The sequence below is a fragment of the Pseudomonas sp. R1-15 genome (assembly GCF_051132085.1).
GTDB lineage: Bacteria > Pseudomonadota > Gammaproteobacteria > Pseudomonadales > Pseudomonadaceae > Aquipseudomonas.
This window is the reverse complement of record NZ_CP071660.1, coordinates 4,671,999-4,688,430: the sequence shown is the minus strand read 5'-3', so window position 1 is coordinate 4,688,430 and position 16,432 is coordinate 4,671,999. Positions and strand designations below refer to the sequence as shown.

General features: G+C 61.7%; 11 protein-coding genes and 2 tRNA genes. 3 read left to right on the top strand and 10 right to left on the bottom strand.

Features of this window, described 5'->3' with window-relative positions; translation table 11 throughout:
* Window positions 1-54 precede the first annotated feature (54 nt).
* Together J3P97_RS21060 and rimO are read right to left on the bottom strand one after the other, a co-directional pair.
* The gene (locus J3P97_RS21060; protein ID WP_434572200.1) at window positions 55-528 is read right to left on the bottom strand and encodes a GNAT family N-acetyltransferase; all 474 of its coding nucleotides are present in this window, start codon (window positions 526-528) and stop codon (window positions 55-57) included.
* A 316-nt stretch (window positions 529-844) separates the two neighbouring features.
* Complete coding sequence (gene rimO / locus J3P97_RS21055; protein ID WP_434672699.1) at window positions 845-2,185, bottom strand: 30S ribosomal protein S12 methylthiotransferase RimO; 1,341 nt, start codon at window positions 2,183-2,185, stop codon at window positions 845-847.
* A 335-nt stretch (window positions 2,186-2,520) separates the two neighbouring features.
* On the opposite strand from rimO, the gene J3P97_RS21050 reads away from it, so the two are divergent.
* Window positions 2,521-4,362 carry a potassium transporter Kup gene (locus J3P97_RS21050; protein ID WP_434674580.1) on the top strand — a complete coding sequence of 614 codons (1,842 nt, stop codon included), beginning with the start codon at window positions 2,521-2,523 and terminating at the stop codon, window positions 4,360-4,362.
* Window positions 4,363-4,572: 210 nt separating this feature from the next.
* Here J3P97_RS21050 and J3P97_RS21045 read toward each other — a convergent pair whose 3' ends face one another.
* The 4 genes from J3P97_RS21045 to J3P97_RS21030 all read right to left on the bottom strand — a co-directional run bounded on the left by J3P97_RS21045 (window position 4,573) and on the right by J3P97_RS21030 (window position 9,029).
* Complete coding sequence (locus tag J3P97_RS21045) at window positions 4,573-5,862, bottom strand: virulence factor family protein (protein ID WP_434572203.1); 1,290 nt, start codon at window positions 5,860-5,862, stop codon at window positions 4,573-4,575.
* Complete coding sequence (gene mprF, locus J3P97_RS21040) at window positions 5,862-8,504, bottom strand: bifunctional lysylphosphatidylglycerol flippase/synthetase MprF (RefSeq protein ID WP_434672698.1); 2,643 nt, start codon at window positions 8,502-8,504, stop codon at window positions 5,862-5,864. Before mprF ends, J3P97_RS21045 begins: the two co-directional genes overlap by 1 nt.
* A gap of 150 nt (window positions 8,505-8,654) precedes the next feature.
* Window positions 8,655-8,731, bottom strand: a tRNA-Met gene (locus J3P97_RS21035).
* Window positions 8,732-8,952: 221 nt separating this feature from the next.
* Window positions 8,953-9,029 (bottom strand) — tRNA-Met (locus J3P97_RS21030).
* Between the two features lie 282 nt (window positions 9,030-9,311).
* Between J3P97_RS21030 and dinB the strand changes: the two genes are divergently transcribed.
* Window positions 9,312-10,373 (top strand): DNA polymerase IV, encoded by a 1,062-nt coding sequence (gene dinB, locus J3P97_RS21025; protein ID WP_434572205.1) that lies wholly within the window; start codon window positions 9,312-9,314, stop codon window positions 10,371-10,373.
* A gap of 75 nt (window positions 10,374-10,448) precedes the next feature.
* Here the strand turns inward: dinB and J3P97_RS21020 are convergent, their stop codons facing one another.
* From J3P97_RS21020 to J3P97_RS21005, 4 genes are all read right to left on the bottom strand, one after another.
* A complete protein-coding gene (locus J3P97_RS21020; protein ID WP_434572207.1) occupies window positions 10,449-11,402 on the bottom strand; it encodes a hypothetical protein in 954 nt (317 codons plus the stop codon).
* Window positions 11,403-11,419: 17 nt separating this feature from the next.
* Entirely contained in the window at window positions 11,420-13,135 is a 1,716-nt protein-coding gene (locus tag J3P97_RS21015; protein ID WP_434601678.1) for a proline--tRNA ligase, read from the bottom strand.
* 129 nt (window positions 13,136-13,264) lie between these two features.
* Window positions 13,265-14,836, bottom strand: coding sequence for an AmpG family muropeptide MFS transporter (locus tag J3P97_RS21010; RefSeq protein ID WP_434601677.1), 1,572 nt, complete (start codon window positions 14,834-14,836; stop codon window positions 13,265-13,267).
* A gap of 44 nt (window positions 14,837-14,880) precedes the next feature.
* Entirely contained in the window at window positions 14,881-15,243 is a 363-nt protein-coding gene (locus tag J3P97_RS21005; protein ID WP_434574110.1) for an MGMT family protein, read from the bottom strand.
* Between the two features lie 146 nt (window positions 15,244-15,389).
* Between J3P97_RS21005 and J3P97_RS21000 the strand changes: the two genes are divergently transcribed.
* Window positions 15,390-16,397, top strand: a complete 1,008-nt coding sequence (locus J3P97_RS21000) for a DUF481 domain-containing protein (protein ID WP_434601675.1) — start codon at window positions 15,390-15,392, stop codon at window positions 16,395-16,397.
* The last annotated feature ends 35 nt before the right edge of the window (window positions 16,398-16,432 follow it).

The window sequence follows — 16,432 nt, the reverse complement described above, 5'->3', positions numbered from 1 at the left end:
CATTGTACCTGTCTGGCGCCGGTTAATCGCGGGTCCATTTGCCTCAGGCAGCTTTTAGCCGCGTCCGGCCTTCAGGTCGGGTTGCTTGTAGCGCATGTGCAGCAACGGGTAGGGCTGGTTCATGCCATCCCGTGCGGAACGCCCGACCACTTCAAAGCCTTGCTTGAGATAAAAGCCCAGGGCTTGCGGGTTCTGTTCGTTGACGTCCAGCTCGTTGGCGTTCAGGTGCTCCATGGCATAGCGCAGCAGTTGTTTGCCCAGGCCTTGGCCCCGGTGTTGCGGGTCGATGAACAGCATTTCGATCTTGCCGGCCGCCACACCGGCAAACCCGGTGATGCGTTGACGGTGGTCGCGAGTACAGATCAGCATCACCGCGTCCAGGTAACGGGTGAGTACCAGGTTCTTCAGCAGCTCGATGTAGCTGTCCGGCAGGAAGTCATGGGTAGCGCGTACCGACGCTTCCCAGACCCGGGTCAATTCCTCGTAATCGCTCGGTTTCGGTGTGTGGATGACCGAATGCTGACGCATGTCCGCCTGTTCCTTATGGTGGAAATGTTATGTCTGCATACGATAGCCGTAAAAAAGCCCCGCATCTTGTTACAGAGCAGGGCTTCATGATTTTTTAAGTCCAGGGCAGCCGGAAAAATATGCACATTCCCGTGGCGAGGGAGCTTGCTCCCGCTGGGCCGCGAAGCGGCCCCAAAAACTGTCGCATGCGGAGCGTCAGTCACACCGCACCCGCCGGTTTACGACTGCTTCGCAGCCGAGCGGGAGCAAGCTCCCTCGCCACGGGTACAGCATTTTCCCTGAGTGAACCGCATTACCCCTTGAGTCCAGGCCCTGCTCAACCGATCTGCTCAGCCCACAAATCATACTCATCGGCGTCGGTGACTTTGCACCAGACCTTGTCGCCCGGCTTGAGGTTGCTGCCGTTGTCGATGAAGACGTTGCCGTCGATTTCCGGGGCGTCGAAGAAGCAGCGGCCGACGGCGCCTTGCTCGTCGACTTCGTCCACGAGCACTTCGATTTCACGGCCGATGCGCATTTGCAGGCGGGCCGAGCTGATCGCCTGCTGGTGCGCCATGAAGCGTTCCCAACGGTCCTGCTTGACGTCGTCCGGGACCACGTCCAGGTCCAGGTCGTTGGCCGGTGCGCCTTCGACCGGCGAGTACTGGAAGCAACCGACGCGGTCGAGCTGGGCTTCGGTCAGCCAATTCAGCAGGTATTGGAAGTCTTCCTCGGTTTCGCCGGGGAAGCCGACGATGAAGGTCGAGCGGATGATCAGGTCCGGGCAGATTTCGCGCCAGTTCTTGATACGTGCCAGGGTCTTGTCTTCAAAGGCCGGGCGCTTCATCGCCTTGAGCACTTTCGGGCTGGCGTGCTGGAACGGGATGTCGAGGTACGGCAGGATCTTGCCGGCGGCCATCAGCGGGATCAGCTCGTCGACATGCGGATACGGGTAGACGTAATGCAGGCGGACCCAGACGCCGAGGCTGCTGAGCGCTTCGCACAGCTCGGTCATGCGGGTTTTCACCGGCGCGCCGTTCCAGAAACCGGTGCGGTATTTCACGTCGACACCATAGGCACTGGTGTCCTGGGAAATCACCAGCAGCTCCTTGACGCCAGACTTGACCAGGCGCTGGGCCTCGTCGAGTACATCACCGACCGGACGGCTGACCAGTTTGCCGCGCATCGACGGGATGATGCAGAAGCTGCAACTGTGGTTGCAGCCTTCGGAAATCTTCAGGTAGGCGTAGTGACGCGGGGTCAGCTTGATGCCTTGCGGCGGCACCAGGTCGATCAGCGGGTTGTGGTCCTGGCGCGGCGGCACGACTTCGTGCACGGCGTTGACCACTTGCTCGTACTGCTGCGGACCGGTCACCGACAACACGCTCGGGTGCACGTTGCGGATGTTGCCTTCTTCCACGCCCATGCAGCCGGTCACGATGACCTTGCCGTTTTCCTTGATGGCTTCGCCGATGACTTCGAGGGATTCGGCCTTGGCGGAGTCGATGAAGCCGCAGGTGTTGACCACTACCACGTCGGCGTCCTGGTAGGTGGACACCACGTCATAACCTTCCATGCGCAGTTGGGTCAGGATGCGCTCGGAGTCGACCAGAGCCTTCGGGCAACCCAGGGATACGAAGCCAACCTTCGGGTTGGCTGGCGCGGGAGTGGTGGACATGTCTAACCTCGGTATAAGGGGGATCGTCTCGTGCGAGACAGGGCGCCTGACGCGCCTCTGATCAAAAAGTGCGCAATTCTATCCATGGCGGGCGCACTTGACCAGCTTTATGCAGGGAAAAACGACGAGTGCTGCGCTATGCTTCGCGCCTTTGCCTTCTGGCGATTGCTACAGTCAACAAAACGTCTGTAACAAAGCGTAAAACAGCGCATGCTGCGGCACAAAGCGTAAGGCTTCTTTTAAAAGAAGACAGGTCTGGGAATCAGGAGTGTTGGATGGGTCATGCAAGTAGTCAGGCGGCGACTGCCGAGCATGCGGCAACCAAGCCGCTGAGCATGCTGGTCGCGGCGGTCGGAGTGGTATATGGCGACATCGGCACAAGCCCCCTGTATACCCTGAAGGAAGTGTTTTCCGGCGGCTATGGCGTGCCGGTCAACCATGACGGGGTGCTGGGGATTCTGTCGCTGATTTTCTGGTCGCTGATCTGGGTCGTGTCGATCAAATACATGATGTTCGTCCTGCGCGCCGACAACCAGGGCGAGGGCGGGATCATGGCCCTGACCGCCCTGGCGCGGCGGGCGGCGGCCGGCAGGGCGCGGTTGCGCACGTTGCTGGTGGTCTGCGGGCTGATAGGTGCGGCGCTGTTCTATGGCGATAGTATGATCACCCCGGCGATCTCGGTACTGTCGGCGGTTGAAGGCCTCGGCCTGGCATTTGAAGGCATCGATCACTGGGTGGTGCCGCTTTCGGTGGTGGTGCTGGTCGCGTTGTTCCTGATCCAGCGTCACGGCACCGCGCGGATCGGCATCCTGTTCGGCCCGATCATGGTGACTTGGTTCCTCGTGCTCGGCGCTCTGGGCGTGTATGGCATCAGCCAGCATCCGGAAGTATTAAACGCAGTGAACCCGGCCTGGGCCGTGCGTTTTTTTGTCGTCCACCCGGGCATGGGCGTGGCGATCCTTGGCGCGGTGGTGCTGGCGCTGACCGGGGCTGAAGCGCTGTATGCCGACATGGGGCATTTCGGTCGCAAGCCGATCGCTCGCGCCTGGTTTATCCTCGTGCTGCCGGGCCTTATGCTCAACTATTTCGGCCAGGGCGCCTTGCTGCTCGGCGACCCTGAAGCGGCGCGCAACCCGTTCTATCTGCTGGCGCCGAGCTGGGCATTACTGCCATTGGTGGGCCTGTCGACCCTGGCGACGGTGATCGCTTCGCAAGCGGTGATTTCCGGCGCGTTCTCGCTGACGCGCCAGGCAATCCAGCTCGGCTACATCCCGCGCATGTACATCCAGCACACCTCCAGTGCCGAACAGGGCCAGATCTACATCGGTGCGGTGAATTGGTCGTTGATGGTCGGCGTGGTGCTGCTGGTGCTGGGCTTCGAGTCGTCCGGAGCGCTGGCTTCAGCCTACGGCGTGGCGGTGACCGGTACGATGTTGATGACCACGATCCTGGTCTCCGCCGTGATCCTGTTGTTGTGGAAATGGCCGCCGTTGCTAGCGGTGCCGGTGCTGTTCGGTTTCCTGCTGGTAGATGGGCTGTACTTCGCCGCCAACGTGCCGAAGATCATCCAGGGCGGCGCGTTCCCGGTCATTGCCGGTATCGCCTTGTTCGTACTGATGACCACCTGGAAGCGCGGCAAACAACTGCTGGTGGAGCGCCTGGACGAAGGTGCGTTGCCGTTGCCGGTTTTCATCAGCAGCATCCGCGTGCAGCCGCCGCATCGTGTGCATGGCACCGCGGTGTTCCTGACCGCGCGCTCGGATGCCGTGCCCCACGCGCTGTTGCATAACCTGTTGCACAATCAGGTGCTGCACGAGCAGGTGGTGTTGTTGACCGTGGTCTACGAGGACATTCCCCGCGTACCGTCACAGCGGCGCTTCGAGGTCGATGCCTACGGCGAGGGCTTCTTCCGGGTCATCCTGCATTTCGGCTTCACCGACGAACCGGACGTGCCCCAGGCGCTCAAGCTCTGCCATCTGGATGAACTGGATTTCAGCCCGATGCGCACGACGTACTTCCTCAGCCGCGAGACCGTCATCGCCTCCAAGCTCGAAGGCATGGCCCGCTGGCGCGAGTCGCTGTTCGCCTTCATGCTGAAGAACGCCAACGGCAACCTGCGCTTCTTCAATCTGCCGTTGAACCGAGTGATCGAGCTGGGTACGCAGGTGGAGATGTAGGCCCAAGGCCCGATAGCAAGGCGAGCTCCCTGCTCCTTGCCCCTTGTGGGAGCGAGCTTGCTCGCGATGGCTCAGGGACATTCAACATCAAGGTAAGCTGACCGGACGCTATCGCGAGCAAGCTCGCTCCCACAGGGAGATACCAGGCGGCCGACTAAAAAGCCCCTGCACCGTGAGGTGGCAGGGGCTTTTTGTCAGCTGTGTATCAGCTCACTGCGCGGCAGGTGTGGTCTGCCGCTTGTTGATCTCATCGATCAACCGCTTGGCCAGGGCCGGGTAGTTTTCATCGAAGTGATGGCCGCCGGGCAGCTTTATGGCTTCGCCTACGGCGGTCTTGTCGGTGCAGCCACTTTCGTTGGCTTCTTCCGCGCCATAGATGCACACCACTTTTTCCGCCGGCAGCTTGGCCATTTCCGGGCCGGTGGCGGCTTCGGTGCCGGCGTTGCCGAGCCAGCCCTCGACTTCGATTTCGAAGCTGCCGGTGCGGGCAAAGGCGAGCAGGATAATCGCATCGACCCGTTGCTGTTCTGTCGCCGGCAGGCGGTTGTAGATTGCCGGCAGGACATCGGCGCCGAAGGAATAGCCGGTCAGGATGAAGCGTTTGGTGCCCCAGATCTGGCGATAGTGTTGCATCAGCTCGGTCAGGTCGGTCGCGCTCTGTTCGGGGCTCTTGTGCTGCCAGTAATAGCGCAGGGTGTCGATGCCGACCACCGGGTAACCGACCTTGGCCATTTCATCGGCCACGTCGCGGTCCAGGTCACGCCAGCCACCGTCGCCAGAGAGAAACAGCGTCACGGTGTCCCGGGCCTGGCTGGCGGGGACTTCCACCACCGGGATGCTCAGGCCGCCCTTGCCCTTGTCGGCGCCCACCAGGATCTTGCGCAGCTCGTTGTTGAGTACCTGCGCCAGGTTGATGTCGTAGTCGCTGATGCTGGTTTCGGCATTCTTCTGGTCGCGCACGAAAGCGGCGCTGGTATCGTCGGGGTTATCGTTCCAGGCCACCAGCCAGCGACCATGGGCGGCGCTTTTGGGCAGCAGGTGGGTGCAGCCGGGTTTTTCCAGGGCCAGGTCGACCGAGACGGCCTGGGCCTTGTCGTCCTTCTGTTCAGCCAGCCAGCGCCAGGCCAGCACCGCGCCGGGACCGATGCCGCTGACCAGCGTGGCCGGGCCGTGCAGCTGCCGCAGGCCGGCTTGCAAGGCGCGCCCCTGGAGCATGCAGTCCTTGGGCAGGATCACCTGGACGATCTGCGCCGAGCCGCTGCGGCTGAGGGTCGTCAATTGGGTGTCGCTGAGCTTCTGGTCCTCGTTGACCGCCACCAGCACCTGGGCGCGTGCCTTGGTGCCGGGGATGACTCGGGTCATCGGCACGCCATCGGCCGGCTCCAGTTGTTCCAGGGTCGGTTGCGGGGCCGGGCGGTTCCAGTACCAGTAGCCGCCACCGAGAATCACCGCCAGCACCAGCAGGGCGGCCACTACGTATCGCCAGGAGCGTTGCATCATCAGCGTTTCACCAATCCAGTCAGGCCGCCCGCAATCAGGGCGGCGGTATCGGCCAGCGCCACCAGCGGATCGAGTCCGGCGGGCACGGCCATGTAACGAGGTTCCCAGTCAGGCTGGAATTTGTCTTTGAAGCGGCGCAGGCCCTGGAAATTGTAGAGCTGCTCGCCACGGCGAAACACCATCGAACCCAGGCGCTGGGTCAATGGAGCGCCGCGACGCGGTTGCAGGCCCGAGAGCGGGACCATGCCGAGGCTGAAGCGGGCGTAGTCATGGTTTTTGTAATGCTGGATGAGGCCGACCATCATGAACTCCATGGTCAGCTTCGGGGCTTCGGGATGAGCACGCATCAGGTCAAGGCTGGCCAGCTCATGGCTATGGGTTTCCAGCAGGTTGGCGAACGCCACCGGACGCCCCTCGAAACGAATCACCGCGATGCGGAAGTGCTTGAGGTAATCATGGCTGAATCGCCCCAGGGAGAAACCTTTCTCGCGTACATTCTTGCCGGTCAGCCAGGCATCGGAAATAACCTTGAGTTCGTCCATTGGCGCCTGGCCCGGTTCATGGATCTCCAGTGACAGGCCGTCACGGGTGCCGCGGTTCCAGGTGTAGCGCAGGTCCTTCATCTCCTTGCCCTTGGCTTCGAGATCAAAACGCTTGAGATCGACCCGCGCTTCTTCGCCCAGCTTGATCGCGGTCAGGCCGATGTCCATGTAATAGGGTAGGTTCTCGGCACGCACCTGATAGAACACTGGCCTGGCGTGGTAGATGTCGCAAAGGTCACGAAACTGCCAGATCATTTCCGCCCGTTGCTGGGTCGGCCCGATCGGGTCGTACAACGCGACCAGGCTGCGGCCACGGCGGGCATACATCAGGAAGGCTTCATCGTTGGGATGAAACAGCAGCGCCTTGTCGCCGGTCAGGGCCAGGCCGCCGTCGGGTTGCGAAGACGCCATGAGAATCGTCCTGGCGCGCTCCAGTTCTTCAGCCATAGGCAGATGAATCACCGGCCGAGCGGTGCGCAGCAGCCAGGTCAGGGACACCACCACCAGCAGCACCGCGGCACCCAGCAGCGAGCGCAGGCCACGCGGCGCGTCGGCGTCCAGGGTGAACTGCCACCACAGTTGATGGCTATAGGGCACATCCTGATAGGCAAACAGCAGCAGCCAGATCGACGCACCCAGCACGCACAGGCTGGCAATCAGGAACAACGGCGAGAAGGGCAGCTCGGTCAGGCGACTTGGACGGTAAAAGGAACGCCGGAAGACCGCCAGCAGGGCTGCGGTCAGCGTCAGCAGGGTGGCCTCTTCCCAGTCGAAACCCTTGAGCAGCGAGAGCAGGGCGCCCACCAGCAACAGGACAGTGGTCAGCATCCAGGCTGCGGACAAGCGGCGGCGCAGGCCCTGGGCGAGCAACAGGCACAACACGCCCACCAGGCTGGCGCCAAAGTGCGAGGCGTCCACCAGGCGATGCGGGATCAGGAAACCGATGTGCTCCAGGCGCGTGTCGATCTCCGGCGTCACGCCGGAAAACAGCAGCACCACGCCAGACAGGAACACCAGCACCGCAAGGATCGGTGCCGCGAAACCGGACGCCGCCCGCAGGGTCTGGCGGGTCTGGAACAGCCGTTGCGCCTCATTGATCAACAACAATACGCACGCCACCAGCATCGGCAGCAGCACGTAGATCAGGCGATACAGCAGCAGGGCGGCCGCCAGCGGCGCAGCCCCGAGTTTGTCGGCGAACGCGGCCAGCAGGATCGCTTCGAACACCCCGACGCCGCCCGGCACATGACTGAGGACGCCGGCGGCCAGCGCCAGCAGGTAAACCAGCAGGAAGGGGCCGAACGGTGGCGCTTCCGGCAGCAACAGATAGAGCACCGTTGCAGCGGCGGCGACATCCAGCGCGGTGATGATCAGTTGCAGGAATGTCAGACGGCGGCCCGGCAGACGCAGCGTGCGGCGACCGGCCTTGACCAGCAGGGCATCCCGATAGGGTTGTTCCGGCAGGCGACGGCGATAGATGCCGATGGCCAGTGCACTGGTCAGCAGCAGCACGGCGACGGCGATCACCCCCAGCAAAGTGGCGGGAAGGTGCAGGGCGGCAGAGGCGGCAGGCAGATTGCTCAACGTCGCCAGGGCCGCCAGTGGCGGTAGCGCGCAACCCAGTGACAGGCTGGCGAACAATGTCATGTGGGCGACATCCGCCGCCCCCAGGCCGTGGCGGGCATACAGGCGGTAGCGAACCGAACCGCCCGACAGCAGCGACAGGCCGATCGCATTGCCGATGGCAAACGCGCTGAAGCCGCCGAGAATCAGGGTTTGGGTGGGCAGCTTCACGCCGGCGTAGCGAGTGGCGGACCATTCATAGCCCAGCAGAATGATGAAGCCGGCCACGGTGGCGGCTATCGCACCGAGCAGCGCCGGCCTCGGCACCTCGAGGATCGAGTCGTGAAGGGCGTAGAGGTCGAGTTCGCTCAGGAGGTGACGGCAGGCGATCAAGGCAATCGCAAACAGCAGCAGCGTGACGGCGAGGCCGATCGGTTGCCGGTACTGGCTGATCCGGTCCAGCCAGCGCAATCGCTCGGCCTTGATCGGTTGTGTCGCATTGACAGTGTCTTGTGGGTCAGACGAGTGGGCGCGCATCAATCACCTCTTGAGCTATGCGCGACAGGATGGGGGTATCCAGCCAAGTTACCAATCCCTGCGGCGGAAAATAATTACAAAATATTTGTAATGGGGCTTTTTCGGCACACACAAAAAAGGCCACTCTTTCGAGCAGCCTTTCTTGATATTTGGTTGCGGGAGCCGGATTTGAACCGACGACCTTCGGGTTATGAGCCCGACGAGCTACCAGACTGCTCCATCCCGCGTCTGTGTGGCGGCATTCTACAGGCGAACGCCGGACTGTCAACCGTTAATGGGGCGACGGATGAAATAAACGGCCGGTTCACCTAAATGCGGGAAAACAAACGGAAATCGTCCTACAACTTCCACGTTTTTTGCGATGGCCGTAGCGACATGGAATGCACCGGCAGGGGAAAACAGGCGCGCACAAAAAAGGCCACTCTTTCGAGTAGCCTTTTCTGATGTTTGGTTGCGGGAGCCGGATTTGAACCGACGACCTTCGGGTTATGAGCCCGACGAGCTACCAGACTGCTCCATCCCGCGTCTGTGTGGCGGCATTCTACAGCGAATCGCCCGACTGTCAACCCCTTTGCTGGAAAAAACTGTTCAGCTTCAATCGGTTAGCCTGCGCCAAGGCAATGTGACAGCGCTGTGACGCAGGCCTGGCAAGGCCTGGCGCTCTATTGGGCGGTTCGCTGCGATTGAAGAAACACATTCATGTAGGCATTTTCCAGATCTGTCGAAGGATCTTTCAAACTACTGGTGCTATGTACAGGTTCGAGTGAGATACTGGCGCTCCGATCCATCGCATGTACCGCTGCTTATATGACGCAACGCAAAATCATCCACGTCGACTGCGACTGCTTTTACGCCGCGATCGAAATGCGCGATGATCCGCGGCTGGCCGGCATACCCCTGGCGGTCGGTGGCTCGGCGGACCGGCGTGGGGTCATCGCGACCTGCAATTACGAGGCGCGGGCCTACGGTGTGCGCTCAGCCATGTCTTCCGGCCACGCGCTGAAACTCTGCCCCGACCTGACCATCGTCAAGCCGCGGATGGACGCCTATCGGGAGGCCTCCAGGGAAATTCAGACGATTTTCAGCGATTACACCGACCTGATCGAACCGCTGTCGCTGGACGAGGCTTATCTGGACGTCTCCGCCAGTCCGCATTTCGGCGGCAGTGCCACGCGCATCGCCCAGGATATTCGCCGGCGTGTTTCCAACCAGTTGCACATCACCGTTTCCGCAGGCGTGGCGCCGAACAAGTTTCTCGCCAAGATCGCCAGTGACTGGAAAAAGCCCAACGGCCTGTTCGTCATCACTCCTGACCAAGTGGAAGATTTCGTCTCGGCGCTGCCGGTGAGCAAGCTGCACGGCGTCGGCAAGGTCACCGCCGACAAGTTGAACAGGCTCGGGATTATTGACTGCCAGCACTTGCGCGAGTGGGACAAGTTGGCACTGGTGCGTGAATTCGGCAGTTTCGGCGAGCGACTCTGGAGCCTCGCCCGTGGAATTGACGAGCGCCTGGTGCACAACGACAGCCGGCGGCAATCCATCAGCGTTGAAAACACCTACGACGTCGATTTGCCTGATCTGCAAAGCTGCCTCGACAAACTGCCCGAACTGATGGAAACCCTGGGCGGGCGCATGGCGCGGATCGACAGCAGCTATCGGCCGGGCAAGCCGTTCGTCAAAGTGAAATTCCATGACTTCACCCAGACCACCCTTGAGCAGGCCGGGGCAGGGCGGGACCTGGGCAGTTACCAGCTACTGTTGACCCAGGCGTTCAACCGCGGCGGCAAGCCGGTGCGATTGTTAGGGATAGGGGTGAGGTTGGAGGATTTGCGGGGCGGGTTTGAGCAGTTGGAGTTGTTTGAGCGTTGACGCCGCTGGCCTCGGAAAATACATGACACCCAGTGGTGAGGGAGCAAGTCCCTCACCACTGGGTGCACTCCAGAGTCAGCTCGCGCCCGGGTCCGCCACCAACCGCCCGCCATCCTTGGTCAGGGCCTTGATGAATTCGGCCTGCAGTTCCGGATCGTTGCGGGTCAGTTCGATCAGGCTCTGCTCGAGTTCGCTGGCCTCTTCTTCAAGCCCCAGTTCCGAGAGACGCTTGACCCGATGAACCCACTGGCTCACTTCGTCGTCTTCCAGGTCGTCGTAGATCAAGGCGTGGGCTTCGACCAGTTTGCTGCGCAACGTACTGCTGACGCTCAGGGATGAGTCGGTGTGCACCTCGTCCTGGGCGTCCGTCACACTGATCTGCAGTTTGCCGAACTGGCTCAGGTCATGCTCGGCGAACGGGCTTTCCAGCAGGTTCAAGCGCAACACGCCGTTACGGTCGGTGCTCAGCTCGAATGTCTGCCGGGCGGCTTTCACCTGTACCGGACGCTCACTCCAGGGCAGGCTCGAATGCTCCGTGCGTTTGTCGCGCTGGACTTCATCGATACCTGCCAGGTTCTGCTGGGCACGGCCATTGGAAGGCACGTTCATGAACGGATTGAGTCCGGCAAAACCGTAGCTGATCCAGTCGCGGGTCGCACTGTCCGGCAAGCTGCCGAGCGCGAACACATTGACCACGTTCGCGCCGACGCCGGCCACTACCGCCACCGCGCCCAGCGGGATCTCGTAGACCTCCCGCCAAGGCTGGTACGGCGTGTAGCGATCGTAATGGCGAGTGACCTCGAACTCGGTGACCTCGAAGGTCTTCTGCTCGTTGATCCGCACCCGACGCTGCGGCAGGTCGAGCACCTTGGGTTCGCCCACATCGATCTGCAGGCTATGGTCGAGCAATTTGCGCTCGATCCGTTCTTCGTGCTCGTTGCGTTGCGACATCTGGTTGGCGCAGCCGCTGACCAGCAGGGCGCCGCACAGTGCGGCGCCCCCGAGGCCTAAGGTGTTTCGCTTGAACATGACGTCTCTATCTGGTCTCAGCGGCGGATACGGGCCTGAAGGAAGGACAGCACGTCGGCGACCGGCAGCGCTTGCGCCTCGGCCTCGGTACGGCTCTTGTATTCCAGGTTGCCATCGGCCAGGCCACGGTCACTGACGACGATCCGGTGCGGGATGCCGATCAGTTCCATGTCCGCGAACTTGATGCCGGGGCTGGTTTTCTTGTCGCGGTCGTCCAGCAGCACTTCAAAGCCGGCGGCCGTCAGTTCGGCGTAGAGCTTGTCGGTCGCTTCGCGAACCTGTTCGGTTTCATAGCGCAGCGGCACGAGGGCAACCTGGAACGGCGCCAGCGTGTCGCTCCAGATGATGCCGTTCTCGTCGTTGTTCTGCTCGATGGCCGCAGCCACCACGCGGGACACGCCGATGCCGTAGCAGCCCATCTGCAGCGTGACGGGCTTACCGTTCTCGCCGAGCACTTCGCACTTCATCGCCTTGCTGTACTTGTCGCCCAGCTGGAAGATATGCCCGACTTCGATGCCGCGCTTGATTTCCAGCGTGCCTTTGCCGTCCGGGCTCGGGTCGCCGGCCACGACGTTGCGCAGATCAGCGACGGTTGGGACCGGCAGGTCGCGTTCCCAGTTCACGCCGAAATAGTGCTTGTCATCGATGTTGGCACCGATGGCGAAGTCGCTCATCAATTCGACCGAGCGGTCGATGATGATCGGCAACGGCAGGTTCAATGGGCCGAGGGAGCCGGCACCGGCACCAATGGCATCGCGCAGCTCGGCATCGGTGGCCATGACCAGCGGGCTGGCGACGCCAGGCTGGTTGGCGGCCTTGATTTCGTTCAGCTCGTGGTCGCCACGGATGATCAGGGCAATCAGCTTGCCCTCTTCTTCCGCGCGCACGATCAGGGTCTTGATGGTGCGTTCGATGGGCAGGTTGTAGCCTTCCACCAATTGGGCAATGGTCTTGGCGTTCGGCGTGTCTACCAGACGCAATTCTTCGGCCGGTGCGGCGCGGGAGGTTTCCCGTGGCACGGCTTCGGCTTTCTCGATGTTCGCGGCGTAGTCGGAGCCGTTGCTGAAGACGATGTCGTCTTCGCCGGACTCGGCCAGTACGTGAAATTCGTGGGAGCCGGCACCGCCGATGGAGCCGTTGTCGGCTTCAACCGGGCGGAACTTCAGGCCCAGGCGGGTGAACACGTTGCAGTACGCCTGGTGCATGCGGTCGTAAGTGACTTGCAGCGAGGCCAGGTCGGCGTGGAACGAATAAGAATCCTTCATGATGAATTCGCGACCGCGCATCAGGCCGAAGCGTGGACGGATCTCGTCACGGAACTTGGTCTGGATCTGATACAGGTTGATTGGCAGTTGCTTGTAGCTGCTCAACTCGTTGCGCATCAGGTCGGTGATCACTTCTTCGTGAGTCGGGCCCGCGCAGAAATCGCGACCATGGCGGTCCTTGATGCGCAGCAGCTCCGGGCCGTATTCCTCCCAGCGCCCCGACTCCTGCCACAGCTCGGCCGGCTGGGTGCTCGGCATCAACACTTCCAGAGAGCCGGCGGCGTCCATTTCTTCGCGGACGATGGCTTCGACCTTGCGCATCACCCGCAGGCCCATCGGCAGCCAGGTGTACAGGCCGGAGGCGAGCTTGCGGATCATGCCTGCGCGCAGCATCAGCTGGTGGCTGATCACGACGGCGTCGGAAGGCGTTTCTTTCTGTGTGGCGAGCAAAAATTGACTGGTGCGCATGGTTGGCCGTTGTCGGTTGCTGATGACGAGAAGTGACGCAGCATTGTACGGGCGAGATGCCCTGGCGTACAGGCGCGTGGCCGGTCGCCGGATTCAGGCGCCGCTTTCGTCGGCGCCTGTTGAGATTTCCTACAACTCTTGAGCGGGCCGGGTCGGCGGCGATTCCGACTCTGGCGCCGATTCAGGCGTCGAGCCCTCTCGGCGATTTTCCTGATACCAGTGCAAGGCGATCAGCAGCAAGGTCGGAACGCCGAGCAACGCGGTGATCAGGAAGAAATCGTGATAGCCGAATTTTTCCACCATGACCCCTGAGTACCCGCCGATCAGGCGCGGCAACAAGAGCATGATCGAGCTGAGCAGGGCGTATTGGGTCGCGGAGAATTTCAGGTTGGTCAGGCTCGACAGATAGGCGACGAACGCCGAGGTGGCCAGGCCGGAGCTGAAGTTGTCGAGGGAGATCGTGACGATCAGCATCTTCAGGTTGGCACCCATGTCTGTCAGCATCAGGAACAGGATGTTGGTGGCGGCCGACGACACGCCGCCGATGAACAGGATCGGCAGGATGCCGAAACGCACGATCAGCAGCCCTCCCATGCCGGCGCCGACAAGGGTCATGATCAGTCCGAAAATTTTGCTGACGCTGGCGATCTGGTCCTTGGTGAAACCCTGGTCGATATAAAAAACGTTGGCCATGACGCCCATGACCGTGTCGGACATCCGATAGGTCGCGATCAGGCCGAGCAGCAGCAGGGCCTGCCAGCGGTAGCGCAGGATGAAATCGTTGACCGGCGTCAGCACTGGCGCCAGGCCGCGACGCCCCATGGACGACAGGCACAGGGCGGTCAGGATGATATAGAGGATGGCGCGCAGGAAGGCGCGGTCCTGGAGCAGCAGGTCGAGCAGGCTGACGCCTTCGAACAGCACGCTGGCAAAGTCGGTGTTGTAGAGCTGGGTGAACATCGCCGGGACCGATACCAGCAGCACGATCAATACGAATACCGAGGCCAACTGGTGGACGAAGGTATAGCGGCCGGCTTGCAATTGAGTACGCAACGGTACGGGCGGCTCGCGCATGAACAGCGAGGTCAGCAGCGCCGGGACCATCAGTAAGCCAAACAGCAGGTACGTACCGGCCCAGGCCGAATGCTTGTAGCTGAACCCGGTGGAGCCGAACCCCTCGGCGAAAAACAGCGCGCCGGCGGTCGCCAGCAACGCGGCGACGCGGTAGCCGGACATATAACTGGCAGCCAGGGCGGCCTGGCGGGTGTCGTCGGCGATTTCCAGTCGGTAGGCATCGACGGCGATGTCCTGGGTGGCAGAGGCGAAGGCCACGATGACGGCAATCGCGATCAGCCAGGACAAGTGTTTTTGTGGGTCACAGAAGCCCATGCCGACCAGGCCGAGGATCACCAGGGCCTGGGAGAGCACCAGCCACGAACGTCGACGTCCCAGTTTGCCGAGCAATGGCAGGCGCCATTGGTCGAGAAGGGGCGACCAGACCCATTTGAAGGCATAGGCCAGGCCGATCAGGCTTGCGTAACCAATGGTTTCGCGGGCCACGCCGGCCTCGCGCAACCAGACCGACAGCGTGGAAAACACCAGCATGTAAGGCAGGCCGGCGGCGAAGCCAAGCAGCAACAGCACGAGCGTCGAAGGACTGGCATAGGCGGCAAGGGCGGCGCGCCAGGTTTTACGGGGCATGGGCTGGAGTCTGCCTCAAAAATTGCGAAAACAAAGCGCGCACTCTAACCGCTGTGCTCTACCGGGCGCCAGCCATGACGCTGAATATCAACACGATTATTCAGGACACTGATCCCTTCCATGCGCAGGCGAGCGCGCTGTTCGTCCCCCGAGGCGCTGCCCGCCGGCAGGCTGATCCGACCACCGGCACCGAGGACTCGATGCCACGGCAGCTTCGTGTCGTTCGGCAACTGGCTGAGCGTTCGTCCGACCCAGCGCGCGGCGCGGCCCAGACCCGCCATTTCGGCGAGCTGACCATAGGTGACGACCTGGCCGGCCGGCACTTGGGCCAGGGTCAGGTAAAGCGTGGTGCGGCGGATCTGGGCGGCGTTCTCGGGGGCCGCTGGGGTGTCGGTCACGTAGAGGATTCCTGGAAATGTCCGTCTGTAGATTAGTGCCCACAGGGCCAATTGATAAATGAACTCATCATCCTTATGCAGGTCAGTCGTTGCTGAGGTGTCATCCTGGGGGATAATGCCGCCTTTTCCTCGCAAACTTGAGCCTATTATCGCTTATGTTGTCCAGAACCCTGTTGTGCCTAGCTGTTACCAGTGCCTCCATGCCTTTGCTTGCCGATACCGTCTGGTTGAAGAACGGCGACAAGCTCAGTGGCAAGATAACCGTTTTCGACGGCGGCAAATTGTTGATCCAGACCGATTACGCGGGCGCGATCCCGATTGATTGGAAGCAGGTCAAGACGCTTGAAAGCGACCAGCAACTGCTGGTCAAACAGGATGCCTACACCGGCGAAAAAGCCAAGGCGTTACAGGCGGCCGAGGATGGCAAGGTGACCCTGGCCAATGGTGATGCGCCCAAGACCGTCGAGCTGGCAAGCATCCAGCAGATCCTCAAACCCAAGCCGGTGGTCGAGGACCTCGTGTGGAAGGGCAACATCGACGCTGCACTGGATTACCAGCGCGCGGAAGCCGATACCGACGATTACGACATCGACTTCAAGACCTCGGCGCGCCACGGCAGATGGCGGCACATCGCCGAAGGCGAATACAACCGCGAATTTCAGGATGATGTGGTGTCGGCTGACAACTGGCGGCTGGAGTATTCCCTCGACCGCTTCCTCACGGAAAAATGGTTCTGGCAAGGTCGCCTGAACTACAAGCGTGACAAGGTCGAAGACCTGGCACGCCAGCGCGTGGTCGGTACCGGTCCGGGTTATCAGTTCTGGGACGACGAACTGGGCGCTTTCTCCCTGGGTTCGCTGCTCAACCGCACCGATTATGAATACCGCGACGGCGGCAAGGACAACTTCTATTCCGTGGCGATGAAGTGGGACTACAACCGTTACCTGATCGGCAAGCGCGTCGAGCTGTTTACCAACGGCGAAGTGGGCAAGCCGCTGTCAGGCGTGGCCGAATACGCCTATGACGCGGAGATCGGGTTGCGCTACAAGGTCACTGACTGGGCGTCGCTCAACCTCAAGGCCGAAAAGGACGTCATCGAAGGGACCGAAGACAGCGACCTGAGCAAGACGCGCTACACCGCCGGGTTTGGCGTGACCTGGTAACCCACGGTTTCCACCACCAGACCCTGTGGGAGCGA

Bases quoted from the DNA above. Each gene is read 5' to 3' on its own strand.
- J3P97_RS21060 (WP_434572200.1), bottom strand. From the start codon at position 528: ATGCGTCAGCATTCGGTCATCCACACACCGAAACCGAGCGATTACGAG.
- rimO (WP_434672699.1), bottom strand. From the start codon at position 2,185: ATGTCCACCACTCCCGCGCCAGCCAACCCGAAGGTTGGCTTCGTATCC.
- J3P97_RS21050 (WP_434674580.1), top strand. From the start codon at position 2,521: ATGCTGGTCGCGGCGGTCGGAGTGGTATATGGCGACATCGGCACAAGC.
- J3P97_RS21045 (WP_434572203.1), bottom strand. From the start codon at position 5,862: ATGATGCAACGCTCCTGGCGATACGTAGTGGCCGCCCTGCTGGTGCTG.
- mprF (WP_434672698.1), bottom strand. From the start codon at position 8,504: ATGCGCGCCCACTCGTCTGACCCACAAGACACTGTCAATGCGACACAA.
- dinB (WP_434572205.1), top strand. From the start codon at position 9,312: ATGACGCAACGCAAAATCATCCACGTCGACTGCGACTGCTTTTACGCC.
- J3P97_RS21020 (WP_434572207.1), bottom strand. From the start codon at position 11,402: ATGTTCAAGCGAAACACCTTAGGCCTCGGGGGCGCCGCACTGTGCGGC.
- J3P97_RS21015 (WP_434601678.1), bottom strand. From the start codon at position 13,135: ATGCGCACCAGTCAATTTTTGCTCGCCACACAGAAAGAAACGCCTTCC.
- J3P97_RS21010 (WP_434601677.1), bottom strand. From the start codon at position 14,836: ATGCCCCGTAAAACCTGGCGCGCCGCCCTTGCCGCCTATGCCAGTCCT.
- J3P97_RS21000 (WP_434601675.1), top strand. From the start codon at position 15,390: ATGTTGTCCAGAACCCTGTTGTGCCTAGCTGTTACCAGTGCCTCCATG.